This window comes from Arcobacter venerupis, assembly GCF_013201665.1.
GTDB classification, from domain to species: domain Bacteria; phylum Campylobacterota; class Campylobacteria; order Campylobacterales; family Arcobacteraceae; genus Aliarcobacter; species Aliarcobacter venerupis.
This window is the reverse complement of sequence record NZ_CP053840.1, coordinates 394,866-418,202: the sequence shown is the minus strand read 5'-3', so window position 1 is coordinate 418,202 and position 23,337 is coordinate 394,866. Positions and strand designations below refer to the sequence as shown.

Below are 23,337 nucleotides of genomic sequence, written 5' to 3'. Positions count from 1 at the left end.
TCTTAATAAATTTATTTTTTACCTAATGTTTCATATTTAAGTTTTGAAGAATCTTTTTCTCCATTTACAAATATAGTTGGTGTTCCTGAAACCATAACTTCTTCACCCATTGCAAGGTCTTTTAGAAGAATATCAGTTATTTTTTTTGCAGAAATTTCTTCTAATTTAATACTAGTTTTAAACTCTTTATTAAAGGCATCTAATATCACTTTTTCATCTGTAGATTTAACAGTGAAATATGGTTCCCAGTCTTTTTCATAAACTTTTAACTCAACATCTTTCATACCTTTTTCTTTTGCAACTTCAATTATTTTTGACATTGGTTCTGCTGCTGGATGAAGTCCTGTTAATGGAAAATGATAATAATATAAAACAATGCTATCACTATTTTTATTTACATATTTAATTACTTCAGGTACAAAATCTTTACAAAATGGACATAAAGGATCAGAGAAAATTACTAATTTATTTTTTGCATTAGGATTTCCTGCAATTATTTTTGATTTATCATAATATTTATCTGTTAAATTTGGAGTTACTAAATCTTTTAAAGATTTCCCAGATTCAGCATCTATTAGTTCTAAAGAGATATATTTTCCATCAGAAAAAAGTATATCTTTTGCATTTATATCTTTTCCTTGAACATTTGCTTCAACATCTAAAATATAACCAGACCAACCTTTTAAAGGTAACTCTTTCTTTGTATTTATTTTTACACTTTTAATTTTTACATTTGGATTTTGTGCTATTCTTTTTTGCTCAAAACTAATAATATCTTCATCACTTGAAGCATATAAGGCACTTGTCAATAAAACACTAATTGACAATATTGTCGAGAATTTATTCATTTATTTTTTCCTTATTTAAAACTAACTTGTAGTCTATCTTTTTTACATTAATAAAAAGTTAATATTTAACTTCTAGCTTTTACAGTGATTTTTTTTATATCAAATAACTCTTTTGCTTTATCAAGCATCTTTGAATTTAAAATATCATTTAACTGTAACTCTTGTTGTGAAGGTTTAGTTATTTCACCTTTGTGCATATCTGCCACACAACCTGAACCCATTTCTATCTCTTCAAGCATTGAACCTGTATCATCATTTGGCTCTTGAATTAACTCTTGAGTTTCTTGTTTTTTTAAACTGAGTTCTTCATGAATAATTTCAGATTCTACTTTTTCAATCTTTTCTTCGTTTTTATTCTCTAGTACGGAGGGTTCTTCCTTTTTAAAATCTAACTCAACATCATTTCCAAATATATCTTGAGCAAAAGTTTTTATTATTCCAAAATGTTTATATAAAAACTTTCTATCTTCATCTTGAGCATAAGAAGTTATATATAACTTTTTATTTTCAAATCCATTAAATATAAAATTCTTTTCAAAACATTCACCTAAATCAGGGTCTCTATCATAAACTTTTGCAGTTAATTTTTCATATAATTCATTTTGAACATCATCTTCCCCTTCAAATACTTCTTCAATAGGAACGATTTCTATCTCTTCAAAAATATTTGCTTGCACTTGATGTTCGATTTTATGTTCAACAATTTCTATATCTTTTGGTTTTTCTATTATTTGCTCTTTTTGAACAATAGGAGTTGTAGGTAATTCATCAAAAGGAGTTGAATAATCAACAACTTCAATAGCATCAATCATTCCTAAATCCATAATATTATCACTTTGAACTAAAACTTCATCAAAGGGAGTTAGTTCTTCTATTTTTGTTTCAGGTTCAACAAAAACTGATTTTATCTCTTCTACTTTTTCAATAACTCTTTCAATTACTTTTTCTTCAATTTTTTCAATAGGAGCCTCAACAACTTTTTCTACTATTTTTTCAACTGGCTTAGAAATTGGAGTTTCTTTTTTTACTTCTATTTTTTCAACTTGATTTATAATATCATCAATAGTTTTTAAATTTGTAGCTTCAATCATTTTCATAAAAGTTAAAATTAGAACAAAACCACCATCGCTATTTATTGCCAATAAATGTTTTGCATCACTTAAAATTCTAAAAAATCTATCAAATAAAAGTAAATCAAATTTTGTATTTTTAGAAAGCATTTTATCTTTTAAATAAATAGCCATTTCATCACAGATTTGAGAAACTTCATAACTTTCTAAATCTTTAATTATTTGACTTATATCACCTTTATTTAAAATAATTGAAAAAATATTATCCATAAGTTTAGGGTCAATTAAACCTAACATATCCACAACACTTGTTGTATTTACTTTCCCTTTTGAAAAGATTATTGCTTGGTCAAGTAAAGTTAAAGTATCTCTTAAACTTCCTTGTCCAGTTCTTGCAAGAATTTCCAAAGCATCTTTTTCATAATTAATATTTTCTTCATTTAAAATATGAGATAAATGATGAATTACATCAGAAGTTGCAATTTTGTTAAATCTAAAATGTTGAGTTCTACTCAAAATAGTAGCTGGTAATTTTAATGGGTCTGTAGTTGCTAAAATAAACTTCACAAAACCTGGTGGTTCTTCTAAAGTTTTTAAAAGTGCATTAAAAGCTTGAGTTGTAAGCATATGAACTTCATCGATTATAAATACTTTAAATCTTCCAGAACTTGGTTTATATTTTGTATGTTCTATCAAATCTTTTATATCATCAATTCCACGATTTGATGCAGCATCCATTTCAATAATATCAAGATGTCTATTTGAATTTGCACTTTTGCAGTTATCACAAACTTCACAAGGTTTTGAAGTTGGACCATTTGAACATAATAATGCTTTTGCCATAATTCTAGCTGTTGAAGTTTTTCCACTTCCTCTAAGCCCTGAAAATAGATATGCATGAGATAATCTATCTGAATCCAAAGCTAATGAAAGAGTTTGAGAAACTGTACTTTGCCCAACTAAATCTTCAAATCTATGAGGTCTATATTTTAAGGCTAAAACTCTTTTTTCTAAAATTTCTTGACTCATATTGTACATTTCCTAACTTCTATATTTTTATTTTCTAAAATTTTTTCTATCATTTGTTTGTTTATTTCACCAGTATGGCAAACACTTATTTCAAGATTTCCCTCATTTATATGACCTAAATGTGCACTTAAAAGAATTAATCTTTTTGCTATTGCATTTCCTGTTTCTATTAAAGTTACATCATTTGCCATAACTTTTTTTATAACTTCATCTACCAATGGATAATGAGTACAACCTAAAACTATTGTATCAACACTATTTTCTCTCATTGGTTTTAACCATTTTTCTAGCATTTCAAGTGTTTTTGGTGTATTTATTTCACCTTTTTCAATCTGCTCAACTAATCCAACACAAGCTTGTTCATAAAGAGTCACATTTTTTATACTTGATAGCTTATTTACTAATAGTTGATATTTGTCACCTTTTAGTGTTGCGGGTGTTGCTAAAACTCCAACATGAGAAGTTTTTGTATTTAAAATTGCAGGTTTAATTCCAGGTTCTGTTCCAATTACAATTAAAAAAGGAAATTTTTCTCTTAAATGTTTTATAGCAGCACTGGTTGCTGTATTACAAGCAACTATTAAAGCCTTTATTTCGTGCTTTTCTAAAAGATAATTAGTTATATTAACACATCTATCTAAGATTTGTTCGGGAGTTTTTTCGCCATAAGGAGCATATGCAGTATCTGCAATATAAAAAAGTTCTGCCCCTTTAAATATTTTTTGAATAGAACTAACAACAGTTAATCCTCCCAATCCTGAATCAAATACACCTACTTTCAATTTGTGCCTTTATTAGTAATAAGGGAATATTTTATCATAAGTTTATAAAGAAAATGATTAGTAAAAAAAGAAAAGATGTAATACTCTATAATTAGAGTATTACATAAAAATTAAACTAAACCTTGCTCAATCATTGCATCTGCAACTTTTTTGAATCCAGCAATATTAGCCCCTAAAACTAAATTTGTTGGTTGTCCAAATTCAGCGGCAGTAGAACTTGCAGATTCAAAAATATTTTTCATAATTTGGTCAAGTTTTGCATCCACTTCTTCAAAAGTCCAAGAAAGCATAGAAGCATTTTGTGCCATTTCTAATTGACTTGTAGCTACTCCACCTGCATTTGCAGCTTTTCCCGGTCCATAAGCTATTTTAGCTTCAATAAATAAATCAACTGCTTTTGCAGTTGAAGGCATATTTGCTCCTTCACTTACACATAAACAGCCATTTACTAAAAGTACTTTTGCATCTTCTAAATTTAATTCATTTTGAGTAGCACTTGGAAATGCAGCATAACATGGAACTGACCAAACGGCATTTCTACCTTCAGGATACTCTTCAACTGGAATATATTTTGCCTTAGGTCTATGTTTTACATATTCAGAAAGTCTTGCTCTTTGTTGTTCTTTTAACTCTTTTAATAATTCTAAATCTATTCCCTCTTCATCAAGAATCATACCTTTTGAATCACTACATGTAATTGGTAATGCACCCAAGTGATATAATTTTTCTATTATGTAAGTAGCAACATTTCCAGAACCAGAAACTACACATCTTTTTCCTTCTAATGTTTCATTCCGAGCAGCTAACATATATTTAGCAAAATAAACACATCCATATCCTGTTGCTTCTGTTCTTGCTAATGAACCACCCCATTTTAATGATTTTCCTGTTAATACACCTTCATATTTATTCGCCAGTTTTTTGTACATTCCAAACATATATCCAATTTCTCTAGCTCCAACTCCAATATCTCCAGCTGGTACATCAGTATTTGCCCCAATATGTCTAAATAATTCACTCATAAATGCTTGACAGAATCTCATTATTTCATTGTCTGATTTTCCTTTTGGGTCAAAATCACTTCCGCCTTTTCCACCACCAATTTGTAAACCTGTTAATGCATTTTTAAATATTTGTTCAAATCCTAAAAATTTAATTACACCAGCATTCACACTTGGATGAAATCTTAATCCACCTTTATATGGGCCTAAAGCTGAATTAAATTCAATTCTAAATCCTTTGTTTACTTGAATCTCTCCATTATCATCAACCCAATTAACTCTAAACATAATTTGTCTTTCGGGTTCAACAATTCTTTCTATGATTTTGTGTTTTCTATATTTTGGGTATTTATCTAATAAGGGTTGTAAAGAATATAAGACTTCTTCTGCAGCTTGATAAAATTCTGTTTGAGCAGGACTTGTTCGTTTAAGATAGTTAAAAACTTCTTCTAAATATGACATTGGCTTTCCTTCATTCTAAATTGAAGGATTATTCTATCAAATAATTATATATTTTTTAAACAATTGTATATTTTATATATATTTTTTGGAAATAAAGTTACAGAATAGATTAAAAAAGAGAGAAATTAATCTCTCTTATTAAAATTAAAAAGCTTCTACTATAGAACCTTTATATTTTTCTTTGATAAATGTTCTAATATCTTCTGAATTAATAGCTTCATCTAATGCTTTTATAGAATCTTTATTTTCATTTCCTCTTTTTACTACAATAATATTTGCATAAGGAGAATCTTTTGATTCTAAAACTATTGCATCTGTTAATGGATTTAAATTTGCAGGAAGTGCATAGTTTGTATTAATAATTGCAGCATCAACTTCATCTAAAACTCTTGGTAATTGTGGTGCATCTAACTCTTTAATTTGTAGATTTTTTGGATTATTTACAATATCAACTATTGTTTTAAATGGAACATCTTTGAATGATAAAAGACCTTGTTTAGCTAAAATATCTAAAGCTCTACTTTCATTTGTTGGGTCATTTGGAACTGCTATTGTTGCCCCATCTGCTAGTTCACTTAATGCTTTGATTTTATGTGAATATAATCCCATTGGCTCTAAATGTACATTTACAGTTTTTACTAAATCTGTATTTTTGTTTTTATTAAACTCTTCTAAGTATGGTAAATGTTGGAAGAAGTTTGCATCTAATTCACCCTCATTTACAGCAATATTTGGAGTTACATAATCTGTAAATTCTACGATTTGTAAATCATAACCTTTTGCTTTTAATATAGGTTTAACTGCTTCTAATATTTCCGCATGGGGAACTGGTGTTGCTCCAACTTTTATAACTATCTCTTTTTTCTCAACTTTTGTTTCTTTAACTTCTTTTGATTCTTTTGAATCATTACAAGCACTAAATCCAAGTGCTAAAGCACTTGCAAGCGTAAACTTTAAAATATTTTTTAACATAAATTTTCCTTTATTTTTTTGTAATTTTGTATAAATAATTGCCCAAACTTTGAACAACTTGTACCAATGCAATTAAGATTAATACTGTATAAATCATTGTTTCTGTTTGGAATCTATAATAACCATATTTAATGGCAACATCACCCAATCCTCCACCACCAACAGCACCTGCCATTGCTGAAAATCCAATTACTGTAATCAAAGTTAAGGTAATTGCTGAGATGATAGAGGGAAGGGCTTCAACTAACATAATTTTGAATATGATTTGAAAATCACTTGCTCCAAATGATTTTGCAGCTTGAATTACACCAAAATCTACTTCTTTAAATGCACTTTCAATTAATCTTGCAATAAAAGGTGCAGCTCCAATTGTAAGAGGAATAATGGCAGCCGTTGTTCCAATACTTTTACCTATTAAGAATTTTGTAACAGGAAATAAAACTATCATTAAAATAATAAAAGGGAAAGACCGTAAAGTGTTAATTACCACATCAAGAGTAGCATATACTTTTAGGTTTTCTCTTAATCCATCTTTTGAAGTAAGTGTTAAGATAATTGCTAAAAAGAAACCTATCATAACAGCAAAAAATGTAGATACAAATGACATATAAATAGTTTCGCCAAGTGCATTAATTAAAATATCTGTCATTATAATATCTCCCAAACAATATCATGTTCTTTTATATAATTAATAACTAACTCTTTATCTTTTTCTTCAATATTTATAACCATATTTCCAATAATATGACCATTTATCTCTTCAAGTTTTCCCCATACAATATTAAAATCCTTATCAAGTTCCCTTGCCATTTTGGTAATAAAAGATTGAAAAGCATTATCTTTAGGAAAATATATTTTTATATTAATTCCATCTTTTGGTACAACTTCCGTTTCACCTAAGAATTCTTTCATTTTAACATCTGGCTTTAAAAACAACTCTTCTGTTGTATCAAAACCAATAATATTTCCATGATCTAACAAAAGTGCTTTTTGAGCTATTTGTTTTACAACTTCCATTTCATGTGTAACTAAAATAATAGTTATATTTAGCTTTTCATTTATCTGTTTTAATAGATTTAAAATTGATGTAGTTGTATTTGGATCAAGAGCAGAAGTTGCTTCATCTGAAAGTAAAATATCTGGATCTAAAGTTAAAGCTCTAGCTATTGCAACCCTTTGTTTTTGACCTCCACTTAATTGATTTGGATAAGAATCTATTTTCTCTTCTAAACCAACTAAAATCAATAAATCATTTACTTTTTTTAAAATTTCTTCTTTTTTATATCCCCATAATTGCATTGGCAAAGCAATATTTTCAAATACTGTTTTTCTTTGAATCAAAGAAAAGTGTTGAAATATCATTCCCACATTTTTTCTAAATTCTCTTAATTCATTTTTTTGTAAATCTTTAATCTCTTTATCATTAACTTTTAGTGAGCCATTAGTATAATTTTCAAGGCCATTAATACAACGCATTAATGTGGATTTTCCCGCACCACTATGTCCAACAATAGCAAAAATTTCACCTTTTTTTATGTCAATAGAAATATCATTTAAAACTTTAGTATCACCATAATGTTTGTTTAAATTTTTAATGTTAATCAATTTTTATCCTTATAAGAGATGCAATAATATAGAAAAATGAATAAGATATGAGTTAAAGTATAATTATTGAGTGTTTTATTGAAATTTATTTGCAATTAGTAGAATAAAGAAGTGTAAAACACTTCTTCTATTCATTCATTGAGTTAAAAAAATCTTCGTTATTTTTAGTTTTTTGCATTTTTGAGTATAAGAATTTAAGTGCTTCAACTTCATCCATTTGAGAAATTGCATTTCTTAAAATCCAAGTTTTTTGTAGAACATCAGGAGTAAGAAGTAATTCTTCTTTTCTAGTTCCAGATTTTGTAATATCAAGAGCTGGGTAAACTCTTTTATTTGCTGCGTTTCTTGAAAGTACAACTTCACTATTTCCAGTTCCTTTGAACTCTTCAAAAATTACTTCATCCATTTTTGAACCAGTTTCAATAAGTGCAGTTGAAATAATTGTTAAACTTCCACCCTCTTCTATATTTCTAGCAGCTCCAAAAAATCTTTTTGGTTTATGTAAAGCATTTGCATCAACTCCACCTGAGAGTACTTTTCCAGAAGATGGTGTTACTGTATTATATGCTCTTGCCAATCTTGTGATAGAATCTAATAAGATAACTACATCTTTTTTCATTTCTACAAGTCTTTTTGCTTTTTCAATAACAATTTCGGCAACTCTTACATGGTTATGTGCAGGTAAATCAAAAGTAGAAGAATAAACTTCACCTCTTACACTTCTTTGCATATCAGTAACTTCTTCTGGTCTTTCATCAATTAATAAAACCATTAATGTAACTTCAGGATGATTTCTTGCAATTGCGTGAGCTAACTCTTTTAATAATTCAGTTTTACCAGTTTTTGGAGGTGCAACAATAAGTCCTCTTTGACCTTTACCCATTGGAGCAAATAAATCAAGCATTCTTCCTGTCATTCTTGTTGATTCATATTCAAAGTTAAATCTTTTAGTAGAATATAAAGGAGTTAAGTTATCAAATAGAGGTCTGTTTTTTGATTCTTTTACAGGTAGATAATTTATTGCTTCAATTTTTAATAAAGCATTGTACTTTTCACTCTCTTTATTTGGAGGTCTAACTTGTCCAGAAACAATATCACCAGTTCTTAAAGCAAATTTTCTAATTTGTGTTGCACTTACATAAGAGTCATTTGATGTATCAGAAAAATTCCCATCAATTGCTCTTAAAAATCCAAATCCACCCTCTTTTATCTCTAAGATACCAGTAAATAAAATAAAACCACCTGCATCGATTTGTGATTTTAAAATTGTAAACATTAAATCTTGTCGTTTTAATTCTTGTGGATTTTCAACTTCAAGTTCATTTGCTATATTAATAAGTGTCTCTAAAGGGAATTCCCTTAGTTGTTCAATTTTATAACCTTCAACAGGAATATGTGTTCTTGCCTTTTTTGAAGCTGTGGTTTTTGTTTTTGTTTCTTCTTTAGACTCTTCCATGAGTGTTTTTTACCTTTGATTTTACATAAGTTTATGTAGTTTTTGTAGTTTTTGTAGTTTTAATTAAAGTATTGGCGTTATTGTAGTGATAATTTCAAAAATTGTCAATAAAAAAGCTTTACATAAAAAAAGGTATCAAAAAGAATTTTGATACCTTTTACATATATAACATAGTAAATATTATAATTTACCTTCGTTTTTAGCTAAATACTCAGCAACACCAGAAGTAGAAGCTTTCATACCCTCGTCACCTTTAGTCCATCCAGCAGGACAAACTTCACCATGCTCATTTGTAAATAACATTGTATCTACCATTCTAATCATTTCATCAATATTTCTTCCTAGTGGCAAGTCATTTATTACTGCATGTCTTACTGTTCCATCTGCATCAATTAAGAAAGAACCTCTTAATGCTACTGATTCTCCAAATAATACATCATAATCTCTTGAAATTGATTTTGATAAATCTGCTACTAATGGAAATTTAACTCTTCCAATTCCACCATTTTCAACAGCAGTTTCTCTCCATGCAAAGTGTGAAAATTGTGAATCTACTGAACAACCAATTACAGATACTCCTCTTGAAGTGAAATCCTCAATTCTTTTTGAGAATGCAATGATTTCTGATGGACAAACAAATGTAAAGTCTAATGGGTAAAAAAATAATACTGCACCTTTCTCACCAATGTTTTCATATAAGTTAAAATTTTCTACAATTTGACCATCTGCAAGTACAGCTTTTGCTGTAAAATCTGGAGCTTTTTTTGTTACTAACATATCTTTTCCTTTAATATTATAATTTATGTGCAAAATTATATAACAATTTTTTTAAAACAAACTGTGATTTTCCTTAAATTCTTAAATTTATAAAAACTATTATCTTATGATAAAATTTATCCTTAGTTAATTTTATATTAACGAATAATTATTCATTTATTACAATAAGGTATTTGCAGAATGATAACTTCTATATTTTAAAGATAATTTTATATTTACTGTGATAAAGTTTTCTAAATTTTAATTAGGAGATATACTATGGCAGTAAAAATTACTGATATCTGTATTAGTTGTGATGCTTGTTTAGATGAGTGTCCAGTAGAAGCGATTGTTGACAATGATGAAAATCCAACAGGGGCAGATACATATTATGTATACGCTGACAAATGTGTTGAGTGTGTAGGTCATAATGATGCTCCTGCATGTGCTGATGCATGTCCTACTGAAGGATGTATTGTTTGGGATGAAACTGGTTCTAGTTCAGTTGAAAGAGAAGACAGAGGAACTGTTGGTTCTCCTGTAGTTGAAGACTAATTTTAACTAATTTTTTCTAGTAAAAAAGGCAAGTAGTTTTACACTGCTTGCCTTTTTTTTATTTTTTAGGTATAATCCGCGACTTAAAAAAAATCGAGGAATATAAGTAATGGAACAAACATTATCAATCATTAAACCAGATGCTGTAGCAAAAAATGTAGTTGGAAAAATCTTAGACAGATTTGAATCAGCTGGATTAAAAATTGCAGCAACTAGAAAAATGCAATTAAGCCAAGCAGATGCTGAAGCTTTTTACGCGGTTCATGCAGCAAGACCTTTCTTTAAAGATTTAGTTGAATTCATGATCTCAGGTCCAGTAGTAGTTTCAGTTTTAGAAGGTGAAAATGCAATGGCAAAAAATAGAGAATTAATGGGTGCTACTAATCCTAAAGAAGCAGCAGCTGGAACAATTAGAGCAGATTTTGCAGAATCAATTGATGCAAATGCAGTTCATGGTTCTGATTCATTAGAAAATGCAGCAAATGAAATTAATTTCTTCTTTGCACAAAAAGAAATTTGTTAATTAACTATTAATTAATAAATTTTATAATGAAAATTGAATTTAGAAAAGTTCCTCAAATAGAAAAAGAGTTGGAGTATATTTCCAATTCAGTTAAAATTGAAGGTACTTTTTGTAGAATATCGCAATCGTTAGTAAAAATTGATGCTGTACTAAAAGGTAGTACTGAAATTGATTGTTGTAGATGTGGAAAAACTGAAGAAATTGAAGTTGATGAAGAGCTTCATATACTATTGAGTGATGGCATTTATAAAAATGATGAAAGTGAATTTTTGGTAATAGAAGTTGAAAACAATTTAATTGATTTTGATGAAATAATTCAAAGTGAATTAAATAGTATCAAAAGTGATTATCACATGTGTGACGATTGTGCACAACTTGGTGATAATTTTGAAAAAGAATTTTAAGGAGAATTAAAATGGCAGTACCTAAGAGAAGAGTATCTCATACTAGATCAGCGAAAAGAAGAACTCACTACAAAATAACATTAAAAAAACCTGTTAAAGATAGTGATGGAACTTGGAAAATGCCTCACATGGTTAATCCAACTACTGGTGAATATAAAAACTAATGCTAAGAATTGCAATAGATGCTATGGGTGGGGACTTCGGTCCTGAACCTATAATAGAAGGCTTATTAGCCGCTCTACGAAAAAACAATAATTTTACTGCTATTGCAGTTGGTAAAAAAGATGAACTTTTACCTATAATTCCACAAATTTTTTTATCAAGAATTGAAATACTAGATACAGATGATGTAATTAGTATGAGTGATTCTGCTACTGATGCACTAAAAAGAAAAGAATCAACTATTTATAAAGCAATTGAACTTGTTCGTGATGGTAAGGCTGATGCTGTTGTTTCAGCTGGTCATTCAGGGGCAACTATGTCTTTAGCAACACTTAGAATCGGAAGAATCAAGGGTGTAACAAGACCTGCTATTGCCACATTAATGCCAACAAGTGAAAATCAAAATACTTTAGTATTAGACGTTGGAGCGAATGTAGATAGTGATGCTAAAAATTTATTTGAATTTGCAGTAATGGGACAAGTTTATGCACAATATGCATTAAGACTTGATGAACCTATTGTTGGACTTTTAAGTAATGGTGAAGAAGATAGTAAAGGTAATGAAGTTACAAAAGAAGCTTACAAACTAATATCTAAAATTCCTAATTTCGCTGGAAATGTTGAAGGTAGTGATATATTTAAAGGTACAGTTGACGTTGTTGTTTGTGATGGTTTTGTTGGTAATATTTTACTTAAAACAGCCGAAGGTGTTGCAGATACAATCGGAAAAATTATTAAGAAAAATTTAAAAAGATCACTAATTTCAATAGCTGGTGCAGTTCTTATGAGAAAAGTTTTCAAAAACTTAAAAGTAAGAGTTGATTATGCTGAATATGGTGGAGCGCCTTTACTTGGAGTAAAAGCACCTGTAATTATTGCTCACGGAAAATCAAATCCTAAAGCAATACAAAATGCCATATTTCAAGCGATAAATGCAGCTAGTTCAAATTTAGATAATATAATTGAACAAAGATTAGAAAAATATAGTAGTAATCAAGAAATTTAATTATTACTATATTCAATTTAAGGATATGTAAATGACATATGCAGCTTTTAGATCTATTGGGGCTTATATTCCTCCAAAGATTATGACTAATGCAGATTTTGAAAAAATTATAGATACAAGTGATGAGTGGATAACAAAAAGAACTGGTATCAAAGAAAGAAGAATATCTGAAGTTGATGAAGCTTCATCTGATTTAGGGGCAAGAGCAGCGCAAGTTGCTATCTCAAGATCTGGTATTTCTAAAGAAGAAATAGATTTAGTTATTTGTGCAACAGTGACACCAGATTATTTATGTATGCCATCAACTGCATGTTTAATTGCAGCAAAACTTGAATTACCAAATGTTATGGCATTTGATATTAGTGCTGCGTGTACAGGATTTGTATACGCTGTTTCAATTGCTAAAGCATTTATTGAATCAGGTATGAAAAAAAATGTACTAATTATTGGGGCAGAAACATACTCTTCAATTCTTGATTATACAGATAGAGGTACTTGTTTTATTTTTGGAGATGGTGCGGGAGCTGCAATTATTTCTGCTACAACTGATAAAAATGAAGCAATTATTGATGTTAATTGTTCAAGTGATGGAAACTATGAAGATTTAATTAAAACTCCAGGAGGAGGAAGTAAACATCCTTGTTCTGCTGAAGTTTTAGAAAATAAAATGGCTTGCATTAAAATGAAAGGTAATGAAACTTTCAAATTAGCGGTAAAAACATTAACTTCAGATGTTAAAATAATGATGCAAAAGCATAATCTTTCAAATGAGGATATAAATCACTTTATTCCTCATCAAGCAAACCTTAGAATCATAAAAGCTGTAGGTGAAGCTTTAGGATTTACTGAAGAGCAAACTGTAGTTACTGTACATAAATATGGTAATACATCTGCTGCTTCAATTCCTATGGCTATGAATGATGCATATGAAGAAGGTAGAATAAAAGCTGGTGATGCAGTACTTTTTGACGCCTTTGGTGGTGGTTTAACTTGGGGTTCTGCTCTATTTAAATTCTCACCTAAAAAATCTTAATATTTGGGAAATTCCCAAATATTCTTCTTAAAATATTTATAAATTTTCTCTAAATATACTGTACTAAAAACATATAAAAAACCGTTCCTAAGAAAATTGAAATCAAATAATTCTTAAATATCAGATGTAAAATTGCTGTTATTAAAATACTTCCTATCTCCTTTAATCCATATGGAACTAATGAAAAATTCACATCTTTTAAGGTGTAAATAACTAAGATTGTCATTATAACAGCAGGAAAATATTTTTCAATAAATACAAGATAATGTGGTAACTCTTTTTTTCTAAAAAACAAAAAAGGTAGTGCTCTCATAAAATAACTAATACTTGACATAATAACAATTGCTATGAATATTTCATAATTATTCATTTTCTATTTTTCTTTCAAAAGTAAACATCAATATCAAAGATAAAATAATTGAAGCAATCAACATTTTATCACTTGGAATAAAAATAAGCGCAATAGTAGAAGAAATCAAAGCCAAAATAAAAGGAGCAATATTTTGTAAGTTTTTATATTGTTCGATACAAAGTACAACAAAAAGTGCTGTTAATGAAAACTCTAAACCTAAAGTATTAAATTTAAGATTAACACCAATTAATGCACCTAAAGTAGAACCTACAAGCCAATAAAACTGGCTAAAACTGAGTAAAAAGAAGTAATACCATTTTTTATTCAAACTCTCATCATCTTTAATTGAAGTCAATAAGGCATAAGTTTCATCAGTTAGAGCAAAAATTAAATAAGGTTTTAACTTATCTGTATTTCTAAACCTTTTTAACAAAGATAACCCATAAAATGATTGTCTAACATTTATAAATATAGAAGCGATTGCAATATCAACAAAACCAGCTTTGATATTAAAAAAGTTTATTGCAACAAATTGTAAAGCACCTGTATATATGAAAAAAGACATAATAGGTGCTAAATACCAAGAATAATCAAAAGAGACTAATAATAAGCCAAAAGCAAAACCTAAAACTAAATATCCCATCATAATAGGAATAGAGATTTTAAATGCCTTTATTAATTCATTTTTATATTTCAATCTTAGTTTTACCTATTAATTGAATTTTTTATTATTAGGATTATTTTTAAATATATTAAAAGAATTTTTCTTCAAGTTTTTATTAAATTTATCAACTGTTGCTACTGAATTTATATATAATATTGATTCATCTACAACTATTTGAAAAACTGCATGTAATGGAATTTTTACAACACTTCCAAAGTTCTCATTTCCAAATCCCGCTTCAAAACTAAGAAACTCATCATCAACTTGAACTGTTGTATATGTATAATTACTCAAAATAAATAAAGAAAATTTATGCATTTGATCTTTTATAACTTTTGGAAGTTCTGGAGTAAAGCTAATTGGCTCTAAATTTGCTGTTATTGAAAACTCTTGATTCTTAGCTAATAAGAACATAATATTCTCTTTTATTTGTCGCTCAACTAATTCTTTATATTCGTTATTTTCTATTATATCTTTTATCATAATTAATACCTATTTCAAAAATTTAATGTTATTATAGCTCATGAAACAAATTATTTTCCTTATTTTCCTTATTAATTCTGCCTTTGCTTATGAATTTAAATTAAACCAAAAAGATATAAATTATATAAATAATTCAGATAAAAAATCATTCATCTTAAATAGATTAACAAAATATGAAGAATTAAAACTCAAAATAAAAGATTATGAACTTATTAGAAAACTTTCCCATGTGAACTCTTTTATAAACAAGATATTTCCTGCTCTTGATATATCAACGCAAGCTTCTATTGATTATTGGGCAACACCTAAAGAGTTTTTACTTGAAGGTCATGGAGATTGCGAAGATTATGCAATTGCTAAGTATTTTACTCTTTTAGAAGTTGGTATTCCAAAAGAAAAATTATATTTTGCTATTGTAAATATAAAAGGTGAAAAAACGGCTCATATGGTTTTGTTATATTTAGAAAATAAAAATTCCACTCCTTTGGTATTAGATAATCTAAGTTCAGTTGTAATTCCCTTTACAAAAAGACCAAAACTTATTCCAAAAGTTGCTTTTAATGAAATTGACTCTTACTTATTTACTCCAACAAAATTTACGCAAAAAGCAAATGTAAATTTTGGAAAAGAAAATAAATGGGAAAAACTTTTAAATAGAGTTTATAATTTAAATGAATAATCTTCTTTAATATCAAAGCCTATCATTGCATTCATAAGTGCAATTTTAGAAGCTTTTTTAAGCATTTTAACACTTATATCTTTTTCTATTAAAACTTTTTCTTCTAAAAGTCTGGCTCTTGTAGTTCCACTTAATAAGTAGCTTTTTGATGTTATCCACATATCTTCATAAAGTATCGCTATATTTGCAATACTTGTGTCTGTTACAATACCATTTTTTATAATAATAATCTCATCACAATTTTCTTTTTTAGAAAACAAATCATCTAAATTTTCTCTATTTAAATACTTTTTTGAGTATGAAATTTCATCATCAAATATTAGTTTAAAAGTGTTTATCTCTCTTTTTTTATAGGGAAAATACTCCACATTTATAATCTCAAAATCATTATAAATAACTTTACATCTAAGTAATTCTTCACTTATTGGATAAATATATTCTTGTAGATTTATATTTAAACCTATTGTATTTGCTACTCTTTTATTGTGATATTCTAAATTAAAAATCTCATTATCTTCACATTTTATTGTCTCAAAATATATATTTTCTTGCATTCTCAAACCTTTTAAAAGGGTAAATAAATTTTATCAATTAACTCTTGATATTCATTTAAAACATCAGAATCACAAGTAATTCCACCACCACTTTTATAATATTTATTTCCATTTATATCTTCTTGGATAAACCTAATCATCACACAAGAATCCAACTCTTTTCCATCAAAAACTCCAAAAATTCCCGTATAAAAATCTCTATCATAATTTTCTATTTCTTTTAAAATTTCAACAGTTTTTTTCTTTGGAGTTCCAGTAATTGAACCAGCTGGTAAAATTGAAGTAATAATATCTCCTATATTTTTTATCCAATTTTCTTGTAAATTTGCTGAAATCTTTGAGCTTACTTGTAAAAGTCTTTTATCTCCTGCATTTATAGTATCAATATATCTAAAATCTTCAACTCTCACATTTGATGCTATTATTCCTAAATCATTTCTTAGTAAATCTACAACCATTGTATGTTCAGCCATCTCTTTTTTATTTGCTAAAATTTGCTCTTTAGCATTTGAAATATCAGCATCAATTGTTCCTTTCATAGGATATGTAAAAATTTTATTATCTTTTATTTTTATAAATGTTTCAGGAGAGAAGCAAGTGAAATTATCTTCTTGATTTTGAAATCTTATTTTATATTTACCTTTTGTATTTTCATATATTTCATCCAAAGATAAAGAAGTTTTTATTTTGGTTTTTACAGTTAGATTTGAAAGATAAGTATTTCCAGCTTTTATCTCTTCTTGTAATCTATCAAATTTTTTTTTATATTCTTCAAAAGAAATAGGAAACTTTTCAAGTTTTGATTTTGTAAAAACTTTATTAAAATCTTCTTTTTGATTTAATTGAAACTTTATGGAATTTGGAAGCTTAGATAATTTTTCTATATAAAACTTACTTAAATCGTAAGACAAAACAAATAAAAATGGCTCTTTTTCTGAGCCAAATTTATTTAACTTTTCTTTTATTAACTCTTTACTCAAATTTTATTTTAGAATTAATTTTTTTAAAACAGCAGCTCTTATTGCAACACCATTTGTAACTTGTGTTAATACTTTTGATCTTGGATCTTTTAGCATTTCATCACTAATGTCAACATTTCTATTAACAGGTCCTGGATGTAGAAGAATAATATCTCTATTTCCCATTACTTCAGTTGTAATACAATAATCTTTTGCATATTCATTTAGTGACTCAAAATATATTTCAGAGTGTCTTTCAAGTTGTGTTCTAAGACTCATAATAACATCAAGTTCATCAATAATATCAGAGATTTTGTCATAATGTTTAAAGTCAGTTCCCTCGTATTTAAAGCAATCTGGTGCAATGAAGCTCACATCTATTCCAAATCTTGGAAGTAATCTTCTATTAGAACCAGCAACTCTTGAAGTTCTAACATCACCTACAATTGCGATTTTTTTACCTTCTGTTTGACCATTAAAATGTTCATAAATTGTAAATAAATCTAATAAAGCTTGAGTTGGGTGGGCATGTTTACCATCACCTGCGTTGATAATTGAACAATCAACATATTGAGTTAATGATTCAGGTAAACCACACTCAGAATGTCTAATAATAATTGCATCTGGTTTCATAGCATTTATATTTGCAACTGTATCAAAAATAGTTTCACCTTTTGATGTTGATGAAGTACTAACATCTAAAGATACAACCTCAGCTCCCAATCTTTTTGCTGCAATTTCAAAAGAACTTCTAGTTCTAGTAGAATTTTCAAAAAATAAAGTAACAATTATTTTACCTTTTAAAATTTCATTTGGTTTAAATTTTAAAAACTCTCTAGCATCATCAAATATGCTTAATATTTCTTCTTTTGAAAAATCAGAAGTTCTAATTAAGTGCTGCATTTTTTTCCTTTAATTTTAGTTTGGATTCTAGCAAAAAGCTGTTTAAAAATGAAACTTTTTGTATAATGTTCACTTTATTTTTATTAGGACTATTTATGAAACTACAAATTCTTATACTTACACTATTTATTATTCTATTTACAGCTTGTTCTACTAAACCATTAGACCCTGTACAATTTGATGAATTACAAAGAGAAATATCATTTATAAATGATATAAAACCTATTTTGGACAAAAGATGCGTCTCTTGTCACTCTTGTTATAATTCACCTTGCCAATTAAAATTATCATCTTTTGAGGGAATTCAAAGAGGTTCTTCTAAAAAAAATATTTATGAAAATAGAATGAGTGCAGATAATCCAACAAGACTTTTTGTTGATGCTGTTAATGAAAAACAATGGAGAGGAAAAGGTTTCTCTTCAGTTCTTGATTCAATGGATGAATCAAATGAATCTATAATGATGCAATATCTTTTTCAAAAAAATAAAAATCCTTTGAATATAGGAAAATATTCTCCTGAAAAAGATGAATTAACTTGTGTTAAAGATAAAGATGAATTAACAGATTTTTTTGATGAGAATCCACATAAAGGAATGCCATATGGTTTTCCTGCTTTAAAAAAACAAGAATATAATTTATTGATGACTTGGCTCAAACAAGGTGCAATTGATGACACGCAAAAAGATATTAGTACTAATTTAGAAAAAGAACAAATCAAAAAGTTTGAAGATTTTTTCAATAATCAAAATATTAAATATCAAGTAAGTGCCAGATATATCTACGAACATCTTTTTTTAGCACACATCTCTTTTGAAGATACTAGTGGAAACTTTTATGAATTAATTCGCTCAAAAACGCCAACAGGAGAGAAACCACAAGTTATTCCAACAAGATTTCCTTATGAGGGAATTAATGGAAGATTTTATTATAGATTTCAAAAAATAGAATCAACAATAGTACATAAAACTCACATGGTTTATAAATTAAATGATGAAAAACTAAAAAGATATAACGAATTATTCATAGAGACAAATTGGGAACGAAAAGCATTTTTGCCAACTTATGATACAAATATTTCGGCAAATGCATTAAGAACTTTTGAACAAATTCCAGTAAATAGTAGATACCAGTTTTTACTTGATGATGTTCATTATATTATTATGACTTTTATTAGAGGGCCAGTTTGTAAAGGGCAAATTGCATTGAATGTAATTCAAGACCAATTTTGGGTAATGTTTTTAGATCCAAAATATGATTTATCAGTTCAAGATAAGTTTTTTTTACATGATAATATTGCAAATCTTTCAATACCAAATGAATATGGAGAAGACCCTAGTTTATATAAAACTTTCAAAGCTTTGGATAATTATGAATTAGCTAAAAAATATGAAACAAACAAAGCACAAATTTATAAACAATATTATCCAAAAGGTTTATTTATGGATGCGATTTGGAAAGGGAATCCAAATCAAGAAAATGATTCTATTTTAACAATTTATAGACATTTTGATTCAGCATCAGTTCATAAAGGTGCATTAGGAGATATTCCAAAAACTTTGTGGGTTATAGATTATCCACTTCTTGAACGAATTTATTATTCATTAGTTGCTGGATTTGATGTATTTGGAAATACCGCTCATCAATTACTTGTACGAACTCACATGGATAGATTAAGAATAGAAGGAGAAAGTAACTTCTTAGAATTTTTACCAAAAAAATCTAGAATTGATTATTTTGATTCTTGGTATGAAGGTTGGTTAGCTCAATATTTAAGTGTTTATATTCCTTCAAATAATGATGTGGATATTTCATATAAAACAACAGATTACAAAAAAGAGTTTGTGCAAAAACTATTTGCATATACAAATACTAAAAAAGACTCTATAAACTTTATTGAAGATGGTTACAAAAAGACTCCTATAAAAAATATTTATAATTCAAAAGAAGAGATAGAAGAGAGTTTTAAAACATTAACTCTTCCAAATAGTTCTGAATTAATAAAAAATTTCAATGATGCAGATTCAAATCTAGCTTATATAAAAATTGAGCTAAATTCTGGTGAAAATCTTGTTTATACTTTAGTAATAAACAGATGGCATAAAAATGTTGCCTTGCTTTTTGATGAAGAGTCAAGATTAGATTCTTCAAAAGATAGAATAAATGTTATAAAAGGTTTTATAGGTTCTTATCCAAATGCTTTTGTTATTGTAAAACAAAATCAATTAAGTGATTTTTTTAATCTTTTACAAAATTATCATGATAATGATATACATAATAAAAGACTCTTAAACTATGTTGTAAACAGAGCAAACCCTAATTTTTGGGAAATTTTTGATTGGTTTGATAAAGAGTTTAAAAAACAAGATTCTTTGCAATATGGTTTATTTGATTTAAATAAATATATAAGTCAAGCTATAGAGCAATAATTAATAAATGGTTTAAATATTTTAGATATAATTTTCCCTTAAAATCACATCTAAATTTTTTTAGGAAAATAAATGAATGAACAAATAGAACAAATAGACAAAGAGTATGTATTACATACTTATTCTAGAAATTATGTTAACTTTAAAAAAGGTATAAATGCTACACTTTTTGATGAAAATGATAAAGATTATATAGATTTTACATCAGGAATTGCAGTTTGTAGTGTAGGACATGGAAATAAAAGAGTTGCTGATAAAATTTATGAACAAATTTTAAATATAACTCATATTTCAAATTTATATGCAATTGAACCACAAGCAAAATTAGCAAAAAAATTAAAAGAATTATGTGGATATGACATTAGAACTTTTTTTGCAAATAGTGGTGCTGAAGCAAATGAAGGTGCTATAAAAATTGCAAGAAAATATGGTGAAACTAAATTTGAAAATAAAAGATATAAAGTTATCACATTAGAACACTCTTTTCATGGAAGAACTATTACAACTGTAAAAGCAACTGGACAAAGCTCAATGCATACTCCAAACTTTGCTCCATATCCAGATGGTTTTTCTTATCATAATAAAATAGATGATATTTATAATGCAATTGATAATGAAACAGTTGCTGTTATGATTGAACTTGTTCAAGGGGAAGGTGGTGTTCAACCTTTTGATAAAAAAGAGATTCAAGAATTAGCAAAATTCTTAAAAGAAAATGATATTTTATTAATCATTGATGAAGTTCAAACAGGAGTTTATAGAACAGGTGAGTTCTTAGCTGCTAATCTTTATGAAATTGAACCAGATATTGTTACTCTTGCAAAAGGTTTAGGTGGTGGAGTTCCAATTGGTGCTATTATGACAACACTAAAAGATATTTTTAGTCCAGGTGATCATGGTTCTACTTTTGGTGGGAATTATTTAGTAACTACTGCTGCTTTAGAAGTTTTAGATATTTTAGAAGAGGTAAAAGATAGTGGGGCTTTAGCTGAAACTATTATTTATTTTAATAAAAAATTAAATGAAATTTATGAAAACCATAGAGAAATCTTCACTGATAATGTTGGTTTAGGACTAATGAGAGGACTAAGAGTTAAAGATGCTGATACTTTAGCACTTGTTATTAAAACTGCCTTTGAACATGGTGTATTAGTTTTAAAAGCAGGGAAAAATACTTTAAGACTTCTTCCAGCATTAACTATCTCAAAAGAAGAGATGAATGAAGGATTTAAAAGATTAGAAAATGCACTTGATAAAATCAAACAAGATTAAACTACTTTTATGTAGTTTAATCTTTTCAAATTTATATGCCCAAACTGAAACTTTTGATGAAAAAATACTTTCAGAAAAAAGATTAAAAAATTTTGATTTATCGCAAGAACAGATTAAAGAAGATAGTTCAAAACTGAGAAAAGATTGGATAAATCCAATTACTTATCAATATACAAATAATTTGGGTGAAGATGATAAAACTCAAAGGTCAATGATATCTATTAATCAGCCTATTTTTCAAAGTGGAGGAATCTATCAAGCTATAAAATATGCGGATAATAGTTATAAATATGCTGATTTAGATTTAGCTCAACAAAAAAAAGAGCTAATAAAAGAAGCATTAAATTATCTTTATAATATTGAAAAAGCAAACTTAAATATTGAAAAAGCAAAATACACTTTAGAAAATGCAAAAATAGATGTGAATAGAAAAAAAGAGCAAGTTCTAAATGGTTTTTTAGATGCTTCATTTTTAGATGATGCCCTTTTAACTTTGAATACTACAAAAAATAACTTGGTTGATTTAAAATATCAAAAACAAGAATTAATTAATAATTTTAATAATATCTCTTCAAATGATTATACAAATTTTGAGTTACCAACTTTTACAATATTTAGTGAAAAAGAGTTTTTAGAAAATAATATAAATCTAAAAAAAATAGAAGCTGATGTGGATAAAAAAGGCAATTATTCATATATGACAATGGCTAAATATCTTCCAAGTGTAAATGCTTATTATACTTATTCAAAATACCATGATACAGATAATAATACAAAATACTCAAAAGAGAATGACCAAACTTTTGGATTAAGTGTAACTGTACCTTTTGATTCAAGAACTTTTAATGATGTTCAAAGTAAAAGGATTGATTATCTAAAATCAAAATTAAATTTAGAAAATAGCTTAGATGATGAAAAAACTTTTTTCAAAAGTAAACTTCAAAAAATATCAATGATTGAAGAAAGATTACAAATTACAAGAGATGATTTAGAAGTTTATACCTCTATTTTAAAAATCATAAATGAAGAGAAAGAAGCCCAATTAAAAACCCAAAGTGATTTAGACACCCTTCAAAACTCACAAAAAATCAAATCTTTAGATCTGAAAATCTATGAAGTTGATAAACAAATCGAACTTCTTGAAATGTATGCAAAACTTCAATAGAAGTTTTGCAATAATTAAAAACCTACTTTTTTAGATTAATTAATGTATTTATCAACTCATCAGAAATTATAATAGATTTTGCATTTGCTTCAAATGCTCTTTTTTTCCTCTTATAAGTTTAAGCCAAATGATTATATTTAGGCGATTAAAAGTTAGTTGTTTAGATGAACGGCTAGAGTTGTAATTCAACTATCTTAAATAAACTGAAATTATTGT

Annotated in this window: 25 protein-coding genes; 10 read left to right on the top strand and 15 right to left on the bottom strand. The window is 27.5% G+C overall.

Features of this window, described 5'->3' with window-relative positions; genetic code table 11:
• Positions 1-11 precede the first annotated feature (11 nt).
• The 9 genes from AVENP_RS02085 to AVENP_RS02045 all read right to left on the bottom strand — a co-directional run bounded on the left by AVENP_RS02085 (position 12) and on the right by AVENP_RS02045 (position 10,002).
• Positions 12-848 (bottom strand): thioredoxin domain-containing protein, encoded by an 837-nt coding sequence (locus AVENP_RS02085; RefSeq protein WP_128359276.1) that lies wholly within the window; start codon positions 846-848, stop codon positions 12-14.
• Between the two features lie 65 nt (positions 849-913).
• Positions 914-2,947, bottom strand: a complete 2,034-nt coding sequence (locus AVENP_RS02080; RefSeq protein ID WP_128359275.1) for a DNA polymerase III subunit gamma/tau — start codon at positions 2,945-2,947, stop codon at positions 914-916.
• The gene (gene murI, locus AVENP_RS02075; RefSeq protein WP_128359274.1) at positions 2,944-3,729 is read right to left on the bottom strand and encodes a glutamate racemase; all 786 of its coding nucleotides are present in this window, start codon (positions 3,727-3,729) and stop codon (positions 2,944-2,946) included. Before murI ends, AVENP_RS02080 begins: the two co-directional genes overlap by 4 nt.
• 110 nt (positions 3,730-3,839) lie before the next feature.
• On the bottom strand, positions 3,840-5,192 hold the full coding sequence (gene gdhA, locus AVENP_RS02070) for an NADP-specific glutamate dehydrogenase (protein ID WP_128359273.1): 1,353 nt from the start codon (positions 5,190-5,192) through the stop codon (positions 3,840-3,842).
• A gap of 144 nt (positions 5,193-5,336) precedes the next feature.
• Positions 5,337-6,164, bottom strand: coding sequence for a MetQ/NlpA family ABC transporter substrate-binding protein (locus AVENP_RS02065; protein WP_128359272.1), 828 nt, complete (start codon positions 6,162-6,164; stop codon positions 5,337-5,339).
• Between the two features lie 10 nt (positions 6,165-6,174).
• Entirely contained in the window at positions 6,175-6,813 is a 639-nt protein-coding gene (locus tag AVENP_RS02060) for a methionine ABC transporter permease (protein ID WP_128359271.1), read from the bottom strand.
• Positions 6,813-7,769, bottom strand: coding sequence for a methionine ABC transporter ATP-binding protein (locus AVENP_RS02055; RefSeq protein ID WP_128359270.1), 957 nt, complete (start codon positions 7,767-7,769; stop codon positions 6,813-6,815). The genes AVENP_RS02060 and AVENP_RS02055 overlap by 1 nt, the downstream gene beginning before the upstream one ends.
• A gap of 127 nt (positions 7,770-7,896) precedes the next feature.
• The gene (rho, locus tag AVENP_RS02050) at positions 7,897-9,225 is read right to left on the bottom strand and encodes a transcription termination factor Rho (protein ID WP_128359269.1); all 1,329 of its coding nucleotides are present in this window, start codon (positions 9,223-9,225) and stop codon (positions 7,897-7,899) included.
• A 180-nt stretch (positions 9,226-9,405) separates the two neighbouring features.
• A complete protein-coding gene (locus tag AVENP_RS02045) occupies positions 9,406-10,002 on the bottom strand; it encodes a peroxiredoxin (RefSeq protein ID WP_128359268.1) in 597 nt (198 codons plus the stop codon).
• A gap of 258 nt (positions 10,003-10,260) precedes the next feature.
• Between AVENP_RS02045 and AVENP_RS02040 the strand changes: the two genes are divergently transcribed.
• The 6 genes from AVENP_RS02040 (at position 10,261) to AVENP_RS02015 (ending at position 13,664) form a co-directional block, all read left to right on the top strand.
• On the top strand, positions 10,261-10,536 hold the full coding sequence (locus AVENP_RS02040) for an NADH-quinone oxidoreductase subunit I (protein WP_128359267.1): 276 nt from the start codon (positions 10,261-10,263) through the stop codon (positions 10,534-10,536).
• 109 nt (positions 10,537-10,645) lie between these two features.
• Positions 10,646-11,059 (top strand): nucleoside-diphosphate kinase, encoded by a 414-nt coding sequence (gene ndk / locus AVENP_RS02035; protein ID WP_128359266.1) that lies wholly within the window; start codon positions 10,646-10,648, stop codon positions 11,057-11,059.
• Positions 11,060-11,085: 26 nt separating this feature from the next.
• Positions 11,086-11,463: a hypothetical protein gene (locus AVENP_RS02030; RefSeq protein ID WP_128359265.1), complete on the top strand. Its 378-nt coding sequence runs from the start codon at positions 11,086-11,088 to the stop codon at positions 11,461-11,463.
• Positions 11,464-11,474: 11 nt separating this feature from the next.
• Positions 11,475-11,627, top strand: coding sequence for a 50S ribosomal protein L32 (gene rpmF / locus AVENP_RS02025; protein WP_118885423.1), 153 nt, complete (start codon positions 11,475-11,477; stop codon positions 11,625-11,627).
• The gene (gene plsX, locus AVENP_RS02020; RefSeq protein ID WP_128359264.1) at positions 11,627-12,631 is read left to right on the top strand and encodes a phosphate acyltransferase PlsX; all 1,005 of its coding nucleotides are present in this window, start codon (positions 11,627-11,629) and stop codon (positions 12,629-12,631) included. Before rpmF ends, plsX begins: the two co-directional genes overlap by 1 nt.
• A 31-nt stretch (positions 12,632-12,662) precedes the next feature.
• Positions 12,663-13,664: a beta-ketoacyl-ACP synthase III gene (locus tag AVENP_RS02015; RefSeq protein ID WP_128359263.1), complete on the top strand. Its 1,002-nt coding sequence runs from the start codon at positions 12,663-12,665 to the stop codon at positions 13,662-13,664.
• Positions 13,665-13,713: 49 nt separating this feature from the next.
• On the opposite strand, the gene AVENP_RS02010 is transcribed toward AVENP_RS02015, so the two are convergent.
• The 3 genes from AVENP_RS02010 to AVENP_RS02000 are packed head-to-tail and all read right to left on the bottom strand — an operon-like array spanning position 13,714 to position 15,163.
• A complete protein-coding gene (locus AVENP_RS02010; protein WP_128359262.1) occupies positions 13,714-14,034 on the bottom strand; it encodes a branched-chain amino acid transporter permease in 321 nt (106 codons plus the stop codon).
• Positions 14,027-14,713 (bottom strand): AzlC family ABC transporter permease, encoded by a 687-nt coding sequence (locus AVENP_RS02005; RefSeq protein WP_128359261.1) that lies wholly within the window; start codon positions 14,711-14,713, stop codon positions 14,027-14,029. The genes AVENP_RS02010 and AVENP_RS02005 overlap by 8 nt, the downstream gene beginning before the upstream one ends.
• 15 nt (positions 14,714-14,728) lie before the next feature.
• The gene (locus tag AVENP_RS02000) at positions 14,729-15,163 is read right to left on the bottom strand and encodes a hypothetical protein (protein ID WP_128359260.1); all 435 of its coding nucleotides are present in this window, start codon (positions 15,161-15,163) and stop codon (positions 14,729-14,731) included.
• 40 nt (positions 15,164-15,203) lie between these two features.
• Between AVENP_RS02000 and AVENP_RS01995 the strand changes: the two genes are divergently transcribed.
• A complete protein-coding gene (locus tag AVENP_RS01995; RefSeq protein ID WP_128359259.1) occupies positions 15,204-15,842 on the top strand; it encodes a transglutaminase-like cysteine peptidase in 639 nt (212 codons plus the stop codon).
• On the opposite strand, the gene AVENP_RS01990 is transcribed toward AVENP_RS01995, so the two are convergent.
• Genes AVENP_RS01990 through AVENP_RS01980 form a run of 3 tightly spaced genes read right to left on the bottom strand, consistent with a single transcriptional unit; the run spans position 15,824 to position 18,258 of the window.
• Positions 15,824-16,396: an aminotransferase class IV family protein gene (locus tag AVENP_RS01990; RefSeq protein ID WP_128359258.1), complete on the bottom strand. Its 573-nt coding sequence runs from the start codon at positions 16,394-16,396 to the stop codon at positions 15,824-15,826. The genes AVENP_RS01995 and AVENP_RS01990 overlap by 19 nt on opposite strands.
• Before the next feature lie 11 nt (positions 16,397-16,407).
• Positions 16,408-17,376, bottom strand: coding sequence for an aminodeoxychorismate synthase component I (locus AVENP_RS01985; protein ID WP_128359257.1), 969 nt, complete (start codon positions 17,374-17,376; stop codon positions 16,408-16,410).
• Between the two features lie 3 nt (positions 17,377-17,379).
• A complete protein-coding gene (locus AVENP_RS01980; RefSeq protein ID WP_128359256.1) occupies positions 17,380-18,258 on the bottom strand; it encodes an aspartate carbamoyltransferase catalytic subunit in 879 nt (292 codons plus the stop codon).
• 95 nt (positions 18,259-18,353) lie between these two features.
• On the opposite strand from AVENP_RS01980, the gene AVENP_RS01975 reads away from it, so the two are divergent.
• The 3 genes from AVENP_RS01975 to AVENP_RS01965 all read left to right on the top strand — a co-directional run bounded on the left by AVENP_RS01975 (position 18,354) and on the right by AVENP_RS01965 (position 23,121).
• On the top strand, positions 18,354-20,684 hold the full coding sequence (locus tag AVENP_RS01975) for a fatty acid cis/trans isomerase (protein WP_128359255.1): 2,331 nt from the start codon (positions 18,354-18,356) through the stop codon (positions 20,682-20,684).
• 72 nt (positions 20,685-20,756) lie between these two features.
• Entirely contained in the window at positions 20,757-21,956 is a 1,200-nt protein-coding gene (locus AVENP_RS01970; RefSeq protein ID WP_128359254.1) for an aspartate aminotransferase family protein, read from the top strand.
• Entirely contained in the window at positions 21,928-23,121 is a 1,194-nt protein-coding gene (locus AVENP_RS01965) for a TolC family protein (RefSeq protein ID WP_172664187.1), read from the top strand. The genes AVENP_RS01970 and AVENP_RS01965 overlap by 29 nt, the downstream gene beginning before the upstream one ends.
• Positions 23,122-23,337: the final 216 nt, after the last annotated feature.